The sequence below is a fragment of the Streptomyces sp. NPDC026301 genome, from assembly GCF_055567935.1.
Genome location: NZ_JBVHPN010000022.1, coordinates 54,172 through 66,960, shown reverse-complemented (window position 1 = coordinate 66,960; position 12,789 = coordinate 54,172). Strand labels below are relative to the sequence as shown.

Below are 12,789 nucleotides of genomic sequence, written 5' to 3'. Positions count from 1 at the left end.
CGCGTCGCTGTACGGCGAGCCGGTCTAGTACCAGCTGTTGGCCTGCCAGAACGACCAGGCGCCGCAGGGGCTGCCGTAGCGGTCGTTCATGTAGCCCAGGCCCCACTTGATCTGCGTGGCCGGGTTGGTCTGCCAGTCGGAGCCCGCGGAGGCCATCTTGGAGCCCGGCAGCGCCTGGACGAGGCCGTAGGCGCCCGAGCCGGCGTTGGTGGCGCGGTAGTTCCAGCCGGACTCGTGGTCCACGATGTTGCTGAAGCACTGGAACTGGTCGGCCGGCATCATCTGCCGGGCCATCGCCTGGGTCTCTGCGATCGAGTACGAAGCCTTGACGGCGATGTCGCCGAGGGGACCGCGCTCGGCGGAGCGGCTGGCGGCCTGCTTCTTGGCCTCCGCCCGCTCCTTGGCGGCCTGCTTCTCGGCCGCGACCTGCTTCTCTGCCGCGTCCTTCTTGGCCTGTGCGCTCTCGGCTGCCGCCTTGCGGGCCGCCTCCTGGGCGGTCTTCAGGGCGGCGGCGTCCGCCTGGGTGGACTGGTCATCCGCCTGCTGCACGAGGGACGCCGTCTCCACCTGGGCCTGCTGGCCCGCGGGGATGTCGGCGATCGTCGCGTCGGCAGCGGTGGCCTCGGTGTTGGCGACCGAGCCCGGCTGAGCGCCCGACGCGACGCCGACAACGGCGCCGACTGTGGTGACCGCGGTGGCGGAGGCCACGGCGAATCCCCGGACCGAAATCCGGCTCACACGTTTTCCTTCCAGCGTCGTCCGCGTAGGTGACCATCGCGGACGCAATCGTGCCCCTGGCGCTGTCCTCCGTATTGCTCCGTCCCCGAAGTGCGGGTGGGGCCGGCTGGTCACAGGAGGCACTGGCCCGGTACGTCCCCCTCGGGGGTCCGCGTGGTGCTCGGGCGGCATACGGCGAACGCTTTTCAGTTCTGTGGTTCTACACCGCTGGGGGTGCTGATGTGCCGTATGCGGGGCCTGACAGGTCCCAGACTCTGCCCGAACCGGACGCGTGGAATCAATTCTCAGCCGGGTGTGAAAGCTCACACCTCGTTTACGCCAAGGAGTTTCCGGATATCTCCGCGCGCGCCGACGCCGCCCGGCTAGGCTCTCTGGCTTCGCCGGACGGCGCAGGTCACACAACGGGTCGGAGCCGCTCCGACCTCCTCATACGGGGTGCGGCCCCTATAGAGGATCAGATACGCCCGTCCTCCAGCATTTCGGTCACCAGGGCCGCGATCGGCGACCGCTCCGAGCGGTTGAGTGTGATGTGCGCGAAGAGCGGATGGCCCTTCAGCTTCTCCACGACCGCGACCACGCCGTCGTACCGCCCGACCCGCAGGTTGTCGCGCTGCGCGACGTCATGCGTGAGCACGACGCGCGAATTGGCGCCAATACGGGACAGAACGGTCAGCAGGACGTTCCGCTCCAGGGACTGCGCCTCGTCGACGATCACGAACGCGTCGTGCAGCGACCGGCCGCGGATGTGGGTGAGCGGCAGCACTTCCAGCATCCCGCGCCCCACCACCTCCTCGATGACATCGGACGATGTCACCGACGTGAGGGTGTCGAAGACGGCCTGCGCCCAGGGCCCCATCTTCTCGGCCTCGGTGCCCGGGAGATACCCCAGATCCTGCCCGCCGACGGCGTACAGCGGCCGGAAGACCATCACCTTTCTGTGCTGCCGGCGCTCCAGTACGGCCTCCAGGCCCGCGCAGAGCGCCAGCGCCGACTTGCCGGTGCCGGCCCGGCCGCCCATCGAGACGATCCCGATCTCCTGGTCGAGCAGCAGGTCCAGCGCGATCCGCTGTTCGGCGCTGCGGCCGTGGATGCCGAACGCCTCGCGGTCGCCGCGCACCAGCCGCACCCGGCCGTCGGCCGTGACCCGGCCGAGCGCCTTGCCGCGCTCGGACTGGAGCACGAGCCCCGTGTGCACGGGCATCTCCGCGGCCTCGGGGACGTACGCGCTCTCCACGGCGAAGAGGTCGTCGACCTGCTCGGCGGTGATCGTCAGCTCCGCCATGCCGGTCCAGCCGGAGTCGGTGATCGCCAGCTCGGCGCGGTACTCCTCGGCCAGCAGGCCGACCGAGGACGCCTTGATGCGCAGCGGCAGGTCCTTGGAGACGACCGTGACGTCGTACCCCTCGGCCTGGAGATTGCGGGCCACCGCGAGGATCCGCGAGTCGTTGTCCCCCATCTGATAGCCGGCGGGGAGGACCCCCGGATCGGAGTGGTTCAGCTCGACCCTCAACGTGCCGCCGACCTCGCCGATCGGGATGGGCGCGTCCAGGCGGCCGAACCGCACGCGGTACTCGTCCAGCCGGCGCAGGGCCTGCCGGGCGAAGTAACCGAGCTCGGGATGGTGCCTCTTGGCTTCCAGCTCCGTGACCACTACTACGGGCAGCACGACTTCGTGCTCCTCGAAGCGGGCCATGGCGCCTGGATCCGCCAGCAGGACGCTGGTGTCGAGGACGTAGGTGCGCCGGTCGGCCTCACGGCGCTGCTTGCTGTTCACCACGGGTGGACGAACCCCCTCGGATGAGGTCGGGGTGCGACGGCGTCGCGGGGGATGGAGCCGGGCTCGGGCCGCGATGCGCGGGCCGGGCACCGGCCCTCCGCGTCGGCCGTGCTGACCGCACGATCGTCCGTGATGCGCAAAGGGCCTCCCGGGCGGACGGCCCCATGCCGTCCGCTGCAGAGCGGCACCCACTGGATCTGGATCTGGCTCTTCGGGTGCCGTCCTGGAAGGGATATTCCCGCGAACACCTGCCGCCATGCCCCGGCATATGACGCATGGCCAGTGAATTCGTGGTTACGGATGAGCGGCAGGCCCCATGTGACGTGTCACGCCCCGCGCCTGACAGGCCGTCGCCACCCCGTGGTGCGGGGAGTCAGACCCCGTAACGCCGGTGCCGGTAGGCGTAGTCGCGCAGCGCGCGGAGGAAGTCGACCTTGCGGAACGCGGGCCAGAAGACCTCGCAGAAGTAGTACTCCGAGTGGGCGCTCTGCCACAGCATGAAGCCCGACAGCCGCTGCTCGCCGCTGGTGCGGATCACCAGGTCCGGGTCGGGCTGGCCGCGGGTGTACAGGTGCTCGGAGATCTTCTCGACGTCGACGGTCTCGGCGATGTCCTCGACCGAGGCGCCGCGCCCGGCCTCGTCCAGCAGCAGCGAGCGGACCGCGTCCGCGATCTCCTGCCGGCCGCCGTAGCCGACCGCCACGTTGACGACGATGCCGCCGATGTCGTCCGTGGCCTCCTCGGCCTCCTTGAGCACCCGCTGCGTACCGGCGGGGAGGAGGTCGCGGTTGCCGACGTGGTGCACCCGCCAGCGGCCGTCGGCCGCCAGCCGCCGCACGGTGTTCTCGATGATGCCGAGGAGCGGCTTGAGCTCCTCCTCGGGCCGGTCGAGGTTGTCCGTGGAGAGCATCCACAGGGTGACGACCTCGACGTCGGTCTCCTCGCACCAGCCCAGCAGCTCTTCGATCTTCGCCGCGCCCGCCTGGTGCCCCTGCTCGGTGGTCAGACCGTCGGCGCGGGCCCAGCGGCGGTTGCCGTCCAGGATCACGCCGATGTGCTTGGGCACCTGGGAGTGGTCCAGCCGGCGCTCCACCCGGCGCTCGTACAGCTTGTAGACGAACTCCCGCACAACAGGGGGATACGGGATACCCATCCCGGAAGATCGCAGCATGTGTGGTCCAGCCCCTCCGTGCCTATTTGGCGGTCGCCCCCGTCGCCTCAAGTCCGCAACTTTACTTCTCAGGAGTGGCAATGACCCAATCAGGTGTGTCACAAGTCCGTGATAAGGAGATGGTCATGACTGGCACCTCTGACTACCGCGCAGCCGATTCGCGCTACGACTCCATGGAGTACCGCCGTACCGGCCGCAGCGGCCTGAAACTCCCGGCGATCTCTCTCGGGCTCTGGCACAACTTCGGCGACGACCGCACCCTGGAGTCGCAGCGCGCGATCCTGCGGCGCGCCTTCGACCTGGGCATCACCCACTTCGACCTGGCGAACAACTACGGCCCGCCGCCCGGCTCCGCGGAGCTGAACTTCGGCAAGATCTTCGCGCAGGACTTCCGGTCCTACCGGGACGAAATGATCCTTTCCACGAAGGCCGGATATCTGATGCACCCGGGCCCGTACGGAGAATGGGGTTCCCGGAAATACCTGCTCTCGTCGCTCGACGCGTCACTTCGGCGGATGGGGGTCGATTACGTCGACATCTTCTACTCGCACCGATTCGACCCGGACACTCCGCTCGAGGAGACGATGGGCGCGCTGGCTTCCGCGGTGCAGCAGGGCAAGGCCCTGTATGTGGGTGTTTCCTCCTACAACTCCTCACAGACCCGCGAGGCCGCCCGCATTCTGCGGGAAATGGGCGTACCCGCGCTGATCCACCAGCCCTCGTACAGCATGATCAACCGCTGGACCGAGGACGACGGGCTGCTGGACACCCTGGACGCGGCGGGCATGGGCTGCATCTCCTTCGCGCCGCTGGCCCAGGGGATGCTCACCGACAAGTACCTGAACGGCATCCCCGAGGGCTCGCGCGCCTCCCAGGGCAAGTCGCTCGACCCGGGCCTGCTCTCCGAGGACGTCGTGCGGCGGCTGCGCGGCCTGAACGAGATCGCGAAGCGCCGCGGCCAGTCGCTGGCGCAGCTGGCACTGTCGTGGGTGCTGCGGGACGAGCGGATGACCTCGGCGCTGATCGGCGCGAGCAGCGTCGCGCAGCTGGAGGCGAATGTCGCGGCGCTCGGCGGGGACGAGCTGACGGACGCCGAGCTGGCCGAGATCGACGAATTCGCGACCTCGACGGAGGGCGTCAACATCTGGGCCCGGCGCTAGCACGCGGCGCCCGGGGCGGGGAAAGAAAAAGCGGGCCGGTCCGTGGGGGGGATACGGACCGGCCCGAGGGGGGGTTTCCACCATAACCCCGGAACGGCCGTGGTTCGCGCATCATCGGCGGTCGGCCCGCGCGTCGCGGAGTCGGTCATGGCGCGGTGAGCCCGTCCGGGCGGCACGCGAATTCCCTTAATGATCTTGAATTCGCGGGCCACCGCCCGCCCCATGCCGGGCCCATGGGCTTAATGATCTTGTTTCGTACGGTGTCGGACCCGTCCCCGGCCGCCACGCCGCGAGCGTGACGGAGCTCTCGTCCCGCCGGTCACGGATACCCCGCAGGAGCGACACCCGTACGGTCGCCGGCTTGACGCGCCCGCGGGCCGGCCGCAGAGGGCCCGCGAAAAGGGAAGCGCCCCGAGTGCGGCGCGGCGCACCCGGAGCGCGAGGCAATGGCCGGGCTGTCCCGGCCCTCGTATCGGACTTCACCGGTCGTCGTGCGATCGTTCCGTCTCGGTCCTCCGCGGCCCCCAATCCTCACGGTCCTCGGTCCCTGCCTTGCCGGGCAGCGGCGCGCCGCCGTGCCGCACACCGGCTGGTGGCTCGTCGCCGCGGGCCGTGCCGCCCCCGGCGCGGGGGCGGGCGGCCCGGGCGATGCGCTTCCAGCTGATCGCTACGGGCGGTGCGGAAACGACCATAGGGCACATACCGCTCAGGTGGTGCCGAATCCCCCCAGAAGTAGGCCGAGCAGCGCGCCGAGGACCATGAACGGGCCGAAGGGCATCGCGGACTTCCGGTCCGCACGCCGCCCGATCATCATCCCGATCCCGTACACCGAGCCCAGTACGAAGCCCGCGAAGGCGCCGAGGAAGAGCACGGCCCAGCCGTACCAGCCCAGCGCGATCCCCAGCGTCAGCGCCAGCTTGACGTCGCCGAAGCCCAGCCCGTCGGGCCGGATCAGGAAGAGCACGAAGTACGCGGCGGCCAGCGCGAGTCCGCCCAGGAGCGCGCCGGTCCAGGACCCGCGGTGGCCCGGCAGCAGCGCGGCGGCCCCCAGGAGCGCGGCGGCGGCGCCGGCCGCCGGCAGGGTCAGCACGTCCGGCAGCCGGTGCACCACCGCGTCGACCGTCGCCAGCAGCACCGCGACCGGCGCGAGCAGCAGCCACACGCCCAGCTCGGGCCGGGGCCCGACGGCCGCGGCGAGCAGCGCGCAGGCCGCGGCGGTGACGAGGGGCGCGGTGGCGCGCGCGGGGCCGTAGGCCGGGCAGGGGACGGGAGGTGCGGAGGCGAGGGGGGCCGAAGCGGGGACGGCGACGAGTGCGGCGGACCCCATGGATGTACAGCGCGCGCGGCCCAGCCAGCCGCCTGCCACGCCGGTGATCGGGTGGCCCTGCGGGCACGCCGCGCGCCGCCCCTCCTCGGGCTCGACGGCCAGGCGGTAGGCGGCCCGCGGCACGAGCAGCCCGGCGGCGGCCCCGAACACGGCGGCGAGGGCGATCAGGAGCGGATGCACCCCTCGACCGTACGGCCGGCCGGCGGCCCGGTCATGGGCCCTGGGGCCCAACAACGGGCCACGCGGCCCCTACGGCGCCTCGATCGTCAGGCGGGTGCCCGGCCGCAGGCCCCAGCAGGCCATCGCGCCCGCCTCGGCCTCCAGGACGTGGCGAGCGCGGAGCCGTGGGCGGCCGAGCCGGTTCGGCCGCATGGTGCGGACGGCGCGGACGGTCAGGTCACGGTCCAGGTACGCGACGTCGATCGCGAAGCGCATGCGGAAGGTGTGGATGCTGCTCGCGGGCGTCAGCAGGACGGCCCCCTCGATGCCGTCCCGGCCCAGCAGCCCGCGGGTCCTGGCGCGGTAGGAGGCCGCGATCTCCAGGGGGACGCTCTCGCCGGCCGTGATCCCCAGCCGCCCCCGGCCGTCCCGCCACCTGCCCATGGTGTCCCCTCCCCTACGCCGGGCCGGGATATTGCCGCCGCGCGGTCACCACTTCGCGCGGTCCATCGGGTACGGCAGTTCCTCCAGCGCACCGGCCTTGCGGAGCAGGCCGTTGACCGCGAGTACGTGATCGGCGTCCGGGCCCGTGCCGTCCGGCCTGCCGAGGTCGATGACCAGGCCGCCGTGCTCGGTGTGCGACCGGCGCCCCGGTACGTCCTCCGGGATCAGCGCCCGGCGGCCGCTGGAGAGGTAGACGGCCCGGCCGCAGCGCGGCGTGGAGTTGTCGAGCTCGTACTCCTTCTCCAGCGCGCCGAGGAGGTCGTCGTCGGCGATGTCGCCCCAGTCCGCGTCCCACTCCTCCGCGATCGCGGTGAGCACCTCGGGGAGCCGGGCGACCAGCGGTGCCGAATCGTTCAGGTCGGCGGAGCGGATCGTGATGACGGCGGTCTGCGGCGCGAACTGCGGTGTCCCGCCGGCGCCGACGCACAGGGTGATGATCGGCCGGCCGGGCCGGGCCGCGACCAGGACGGCGGAGTAGCCGATCGTGGCGGCGTCGTCCTGGGGATTGACGCGCGAGAGGTACGAGGCGAACCAGTCCGCGTCGACGTTCTCGGGCAGCTGCTCCGCCTGTCCGACCGCCTCGGCCCGCCAGCCCGCGAAGTCCTCCGGCGCGATCCTCGCCAGCCGCCGCAGGAGTCGCAGCCAGCGCTCGGCGAGCTGGTCCGGGCTCTCCTGCCGCGGGCCCCAGACACCGCCGACCGTCAGATCCAGTGTCACGTCAGCTCCCACTCAGGTGTTCCGTTCGTTGCCTTTCGTCGCCGTGCCCGCGGTCTGCTGCCGCGGGCACGCCGGCCGGCGCGTACGGCAGCCATCAGGCCGGCGCCCGCCCGGTCCGGATGCACGCTGTCATCCGCCCCCGTGCCGCGTCGAGTCCGGCCTGCGCCTTCTTCACCACCTTCACGGGGTTATGTGGTGTCTCTTCACATCGAGGCGCCCGTCACGGACACCGGCATGATCACTCGGCCCGCGGGAAGGACACTTCCACGCGGCGGTTCTTCTCGCGGCCGTCCTCGGTGTCGTTGCTCGCGACCGGCGCGTCCTCGCCGTAGCCGCGGATCTCGAAGGTGATGCCGCTGCCGTCGAGGTCCTCGTTCAACTGCCGCTGGACGGCGTCCGCGCGCCGCTTGGACAGCTTGAGGCCGTGCGCGGACGAGCCGAGGTCGTCGGTGAAGCCGGCCACGGTCACGTTCGTGGCGTGCTGCTTCTCGATCTCGTCGGCGATCTGCCCGATGCGGTCGTTCGCCTCGCCGGACAGCTCCGCGCTGTCCTTGCCGAACAGCACCTCGGCCTGGAGCTGGAACTTCACGTCGGAGTTGGAGTCCTCGCGCTGCTCCGTCCCGCGCTCGTCGCCGACGACGGTCTTGATGTCCAGCACCTTGGGCGCGGCGAGGGTCTTGCCTTCGGGGAGTTTGAGGTCGGGGTCCTTGACGTCGACCTTGCCGCGGAAGACGGAGGGCGCCGCCGGCACGTCCTCGTCGGCGAGCGCGGCCGACCCGCCGGCCAGCGTCAGGCCCGCCGCCAGCGCCGAGGACAGCAGCAGTACGGGCCCGCGCACGCGGTAGCGGTGAGGGGTGCTCATCGGATCACGCGTCCGTCAGCGTGAGGGAGACGGCCTGGAAGGTCGGTATCTGCAGGTCCACGTCCGTCGTGCTCTTGGGCGGCGCGGGGAACTGCATGAAGACCTTCTGGTCGGAGTTGGCCGCGACGATGCCGAGGCCGGTGGTCGCCAGCGGGCGGTTCTCCGTGTCACGCAGCGTGTAGTACCGCTTCTTCTCGGTCTTGTCGACGAGAGTGGCGCCGCCGAGGGAGTCGCCGGCGGCCCGCTTCATGGCCAGCTCGGGGCCGGTCCACTGGGCGGTGTCGGTGAAGTCCTTGCCCGAGGAGTTCTTCAAGTTGCCGTTGACGGTGACGAATCCGCTGGAGTCGCGCGTCGCCGACGTCACGTCCAGCGTGATGCCCTGCGGGCCGTGCAGCGTGGCGATCACCGTGTCGTCGGCCGGCTGCTCGGGCTGCCGCGCCCGCTCGCCGCCGGCCTGGTCACTGGTGTGCTGCTGACTGGACGACGGGATCCGGTTCGCCGTCTTCGCGGGGTCCTCACCGCACGCGGACAGCGTTAAGGCGAGCGCCGCCGCGAGGGAAGCGGCGGCCACCGTCCGTCGCGCCGGGGTGATCTGCCACATACTCATGAACTCGTCCTCTACTCGTCTTCGCGCCGTCAGCCGTGAGAGGGCTTCAGCCGGCAAGCTTTACGGAGAACAGATCGGCCGCGCGCGGGAAGTCCGGGTGCGCGGGATCCGGTTCCTCGGGATCGATGGACCACTCCTGGCCGTCGCACATCAGGTTCAGGCGCCGGGGATCGCGGTCCTTGTCCCCGTCGTCCCCGCCGGGCTTCGGCTTCGGGTCCTCGTCACCGGTACCGCCCCCGCCCGGCTTCTCGTCCGGCCGCAGGGCGCACTTCGGCTCGATGACCGCGACGGCACTTGCCGTTGCCTGCTCGTTCTCGGTGCCCGGGATGACCGAGGCGCCCATGCCGCCGGTGGTGCGCACCTGGACGGTGAAGCCCTCCCGCTGATCGCTCAGTTGCCGGCAGCCGTCGCCGGCCACCGCGGTACCGTTGCGCTGCGCGAAGCTGCCGGCCGCCAGACAGGCCCTGGCCGCGTCGTAGAGCTGCCCCTTGATCAGTACGGGCCAGTCGGCGGGCTCGTGGAGGGAGCCGAGCAGCGCCTCGCGCAGCTGGTCGCGGGCGTCCTGCGCGGCCGCGAGCGCCGCCGAGTCGGCCGCGGACTGGGCGCCGTTGCGGGCGGCCGCCGCCTGTCCGACCGCGAAGTACGCGAACGCGAGAAAGAGCAGGCCCGCCACCACCGTGATGTAGATGGGGAGGGCCTGCCCTGAATCGCGGCACGTCCGCAGCGGCGCGCGGGAGATCCCCGGCGCGGGCAGGTTCAGCCGGTCCTGACGCTGTTGATCGCGGCCTTGATCTTGTTCTTGATCGTGTCGCCGATGTCCGTGAACCCGGCGATCGCCGCCATGATCGCCACGACCACCACGATCATGCCGATGTACTCCACCGCGGTCTGCCCCTTGGAGCGCTCCCGGCCGTACATCCGCTCGATGCAGGCGTCCCGCCAGGAGCCGATGTACACCTGGGTGGCGGTCGTGGCCTTGAGCATCCGCTGGTTCATGATGGTGGTGTTCCCCTCCGGGTCCGGCCGGCCGAGTTCGGGCCGGCGCGCAGGCTTCCACGCCGTACGTGGCACCTGCTTCCCCCCGGCCGGTACCGCCGGCGACCCCGGAAACGTACGCCGCGGACACCGCGCCCGGCATGGGTCCCCGGGCCCAAAACCGGGCCCAAACCTCCCCGCGGGCCCAAAAATCGGCGCGGTCCGCGCCGGGCACCCGTCGGGCCGGGCGGCCCGTCCCCCCGTCAGCCATGGCTCTGCGTTCCCCTTCGGGCGGTACCGAGCCAGACCGCGATGGCCTGGCTGCGGCTGGTGGCGTGCAGCTTGGTGAAGATCCGGTTGATGTGGTTCTTGACGGTCTTCTCGCTGATGAAGCACGTGGCGGCGATCTGCGCGTTGGTCATGCCTGCCGCGATCAGTCCCATCACCTCCGCCTCGCGATGGCTCAGCCCGAACCGGTCCGTGCCGTTTCCCTGCTGCGCCCACCGGGCACCGTCCCGCTGTGCGGGGACGGCAGCGGCCGCTCGGTGCGGCCCAGTCGCAGACTGTGCCATATCGACTTGCGGTTGCGAAGTGGTTTGCAACGGACGCGATGAATTCGAGACCGAGTGTGCCCCGCAATACTGCGAACTAGCGTCCCCGGCCGGGCCATTCTGACCGGAATTGCCATTTGCAGGAGCAGCGCGTTCGTCCGGGGCGCCCACACGGTGGCCGGAAGGTGAAGCACCGGCTCCTTGGCCGGTTCCGTACGGCGCGCCGCCGGAACGGACGTGGGCCAGCAGGGCGTTGCAGGCCGTTGTGGTGAAGCGGGCGCGGCCCGCCGTGATGTCGCGTACCGCGTCGGCCAGTTCGTCCGCGGTGAACTCGCCGTGCACGAGGTAACCGCCCGCACCGAGCCGCAGCGACTCCCGTACGAGCGCGCTCTCCCGGCTGTACGTCAGCATCATGACGGGCGCGAGGCGGGCGAGGTGGGGCAGCGCCGAGATGCCGTCGACGCCGGGCATCCGCACGTCGAGCAGGACGACGTCGGGGCGGTGCAGGCGCGCCTCGTCGTACGCCTGGCGGCCGTCGGCGGCCTCCGCGACGACCTCGATGTCCGGGCGCCCGGAGAGCAGGACGGTGAGCCCGGCGCGTACGACGGGGTTGTCGTCCGCGACGAGGACGCGGAGGGGCGCGCCCCGCCCGGGCAGGGGGCCGTCCCCGAAGACGGCCGGGGCCTCCCCGAAGCCCGACGGCCCGTCTCCGAACCCCGACGGCCCGTCCCCGAAGGGGAACGGCTCGTCGTCGAGGGCGAACATCTCGTCGTCGAAGGGGAACATGTCGTCGAAGGTGAACGGATCGGTGGCGGGCGCGCCGCCCGGATCACGGAATTCCGGCATGGTGCGGCCTCCTCTCACGGCCTGGCGGGGGGACGGGACAGCGGTACGGGGAGCGGCGCGAGCGGTGCCTTCGGCAGGACGGCCGCCAGCGGGAGTTCCACCCGGACCTCCGTCCCCTTCGTGGCGCGGCCGCGGCCGATGCGGATGCGGGCGCCGATGCCGGCCGCCCGTTCCACCATGCCGACCAGGCCGAAGTGCCCGGCTCGGCGCAGGCCGTCCAGGGTGGTGCCGGGCGGCAGGCCGCGGCCGTCGTCGTACACGCTGATGCGCAGGCTGCTCTCGACCACGCCCGCCGAGACGTCCAGGCGGCTGGGTGCCGCGTGCCGGCGGGCGTTGTCCATGGCCTCGGTGGCGATGGTGAGCAGCTGGCGGGCGATGGCGTGCGGGACCTGGAGCGCGGCGGCGTCGCCGAGCGGGCGGTAGCAGGCCGTGAAATTCGTCCGGCGGGCGAAGTCGGCGACCCGCGCGGCGAGTTCGCCGAACACGTCGACGCCGCCGTCCAGGCCGGTCTCGCGCCGCAAGTCGGAGAGGAGTTCGCGGGATTCGGCGGCGGCCCGGCGGGCGGCGCGGGAGACCAGCTCGGCCCGGCGCTTGACCGTCGAGGCATCGGTGCGGTCGGCGGAGCCGGCCAGGCCGTCGGCGGCCAGCGCCAGGCCGTGCAGCGTCTTGGCGACCGAGTCGTGCATCTCGCGGGCCAGCCGGGCACGTTCGGACTCGACGGCCTCGTTGACGGCGAGCCGGGAGCGGGTCTCGCTCAGCGCCTGGCTGGCCGCGCCGAACCGCAGCATCAGGTTGCGCAGGGTGACGCCGACCGCGCCGGCCAGGACGCAGACGCCGGGCAGCAGGGTGGAGCCGGCGAGCGTGACGTCGAGGTCGGCGTCGCCCACATACGCCAGCAGGACGATGCAGACGGTCAGCGAGGCGAAGACGCCGGCGCCGCGCCAGCCGTAGGCCAGGCCCGCCAGCAGCGGCGTGCACATCGTGACGTAGCTGAGCGGGCTGGCGGGCGAGGCCGTGAAGAGCAGGAGGGCGCCGAAGGCGGCGTCCAGGGCGAGCAGCCAGTGGTGGCGCAGCAGCAGCGGCCCGAAGCGCTCCCAGTCGCGGAAGAGCATGTAGGAGGCCATGAAGGTGAACAGCACGGCGGAGCAGACCAGGACCGTGGGCCAGCCGCGCTTGGTGCCGTAGATCGCGAACGGGGTGGCGAGGGCGATCATCGCCAGCCGGAAGCCGAAGACCTGCCGGCACAGCGCCTGGAGCGCGCTGAGCTGGAGGCGGAGGGTGGGCTCCGCGGTGGGCGCGGCCGGGTCCTCGGGGCCGTGCGGCGGCAGCGGACCGCCCGCGGTGATGGGCGCGGCGGCGCGCCGCCGGAACGCACCGCCCCGCCGCACCCGCCGG

Annotated in this window: 13 protein-coding genes; 1 reads left to right on the top strand and 12 read right to left on the bottom strand. The window is 71.7% G+C overall.

All coding sequences use genetic code 11. The annotated features are described in order from the left end of the window. Positions 1-24: 24 nt before the first annotated feature. The 3 genes from ACZ4MH_RS30100 to ACZ4MH_RS30090 all read right to left on the bottom strand — a co-directional run bounded on the left by ACZ4MH_RS30100 (position 25) and on the right by ACZ4MH_RS30090 (position 3,668). Positions 25-738 (bottom strand): aggregation-promoting factor C-terminal-like domain-containing protein, encoded by a 714-nt coding sequence (locus tag ACZ4MH_RS30100; protein WP_351599792.1) that lies wholly within the window; start codon positions 736-738, stop codon positions 25-27. A 454-nt stretch (positions 739-1,192) separates the two neighbouring features. After that, complete coding sequence (locus ACZ4MH_RS30095) at positions 1,193-2,515, bottom strand: PhoH family protein (RefSeq protein ID WP_351599790.1); 1,323 nt, start codon at positions 2,513-2,515, stop codon at positions 1,193-1,195. Between the two features lie 373 nt (positions 2,516-2,888). After that, positions 2,889-3,668, bottom strand: a complete 780-nt coding sequence (locus tag ACZ4MH_RS30090) for an isoprenyl transferase (RefSeq protein ID WP_351599798.1) — start codon at positions 3,666-3,668, stop codon at positions 2,889-2,891. A 143-nt stretch (positions 3,669-3,811) separates the two neighbouring features. Here ACZ4MH_RS30090 and mgrA point away from each other — a divergent pair, with 143 nt between their 5' ends. Continuing rightward, positions 3,812-4,846: an L-glyceraldehyde 3-phosphate reductase gene (gene mgrA / locus ACZ4MH_RS30085; RefSeq protein WP_351599788.1), complete on the top strand. Its 1,035-nt coding sequence runs from the start codon at positions 3,812-3,814 to the stop codon at positions 4,844-4,846. A 706-nt stretch (positions 4,847-5,552) separates the two neighbouring features. Here mgrA and ACZ4MH_RS30080 read toward each other — a convergent pair. From ACZ4MH_RS30080 to ACZ4MH_RS30040, 9 genes are all read right to left on the bottom strand, one after another. Beyond that, positions 5,553-6,353 carry an A24 family peptidase gene (locus ACZ4MH_RS30080; protein WP_351599786.1) on the bottom strand — a complete coding sequence of 267 codons (801 nt, stop codon included), beginning with the start codon at positions 6,351-6,353 and terminating at the stop codon, positions 5,553-5,555. A 69-nt stretch (positions 6,354-6,422) separates the two neighbouring features. Beyond that, the gene (locus tag ACZ4MH_RS30075) at positions 6,423-6,776 is read right to left on the bottom strand and encodes a DUF192 domain-containing protein (protein WP_351599784.1); all 354 of its coding nucleotides are present in this window, start codon (positions 6,774-6,776) and stop codon (positions 6,423-6,425) included. 45 nt (positions 6,777-6,821) lie between these two features. Further along, complete coding sequence (locus ACZ4MH_RS30070; protein WP_351599782.1) at positions 6,822-7,553, bottom strand: Imm52 family immunity protein; 732 nt, start codon at positions 7,551-7,553, stop codon at positions 6,822-6,824. Positions 7,554-7,791: 238 nt separating this feature from the next. After that, a complete protein-coding gene (locus ACZ4MH_RS30065) occupies positions 7,792-8,415 on the bottom strand; it encodes an OmpA family protein (protein WP_351599780.1) in 624 nt (207 codons plus the stop codon). 4 nt (positions 8,416-8,419) lie between these two features. Next, positions 8,420-9,022 carry a hypothetical protein gene (locus tag ACZ4MH_RS30060; protein WP_351599779.1) on the bottom strand — a complete coding sequence of 201 codons (603 nt, stop codon included), beginning with the start codon at positions 9,020-9,022 and terminating at the stop codon, positions 8,420-8,422. Between the two features lie 46 nt (positions 9,023-9,068). Continuing rightward, on the bottom strand, positions 9,069-9,746 hold the full coding sequence (locus tag ACZ4MH_RS30055) for a pilus assembly protein TadG-related protein (protein WP_351599796.1): 678 nt from the start codon (positions 9,744-9,746) through the stop codon (positions 9,069-9,071). A 32-nt stretch (positions 9,747-9,778) separates the two neighbouring features. Next, positions 9,779-10,093 (bottom strand): Flp family type IVb pilin, encoded by a 315-nt coding sequence (locus ACZ4MH_RS30050; RefSeq protein ID WP_351599778.1) that lies wholly within the window; start codon positions 10,091-10,093, stop codon positions 9,779-9,781. Positions 10,094-10,260: 167 nt separating this feature from the next. After that, positions 10,261-11,394, bottom strand: coding sequence for a response regulator transcription factor (locus ACZ4MH_RS30045; protein ID WP_351599777.1), 1,134 nt, complete (start codon positions 11,392-11,394; stop codon positions 10,261-10,263). Positions 11,395-11,408: 14 nt separating this feature from the next. Continuing rightward, entirely contained in the window at positions 11,409-12,722 is a 1,314-nt protein-coding gene (locus tag ACZ4MH_RS30040) for a sensor histidine kinase (protein ID WP_351599794.1), read from the bottom strand. Positions 12,723-12,789 lie beyond the last annotated feature (67 nt).

Excerpts from the sequence above, each read along its gene's own strand:
- ACZ4MH_RS30090 (WP_351599798.1), bottom strand. The coding sequence starts at position 3,668 with ATGGGTATCCCGTATCCCCCTGTTGTGCGGGAGTTCGTCTACAAGCTG.
- mgrA (WP_351599788.1), top strand. The coding sequence starts at position 3,812 with ATGACTGGCACCTCTGACTACCGCGCAGCCGATTCGCGCTACGACTCC.
- ACZ4MH_RS30075 (WP_351599784.1), bottom strand. The coding sequence starts at position 6,776 with ATGGGCAGGTGGCGGGACGGCCGGGGGCGGCTGGGGATCACGGCCGGC.
- ACZ4MH_RS30065 (WP_351599780.1), bottom strand. The coding sequence starts at position 8,415 with ATGAGCACCCCTCACCGCTACCGCGTGCGCGGGCCCGTACTGCTGCTG.
- ACZ4MH_RS30060 (WP_351599779.1), bottom strand. The coding sequence starts at position 9,022 with ATGAGTATGTGGCAGATCACCCCGGCGCGACGGACGGTGGCCGCCGCT.
- ACZ4MH_RS30045 (WP_351599777.1), bottom strand. The coding sequence starts at position 11,394 with ATGCCGGAATTCCGTGATCCGGGCGGCGCGCCCGCCACCGATCCGTTC.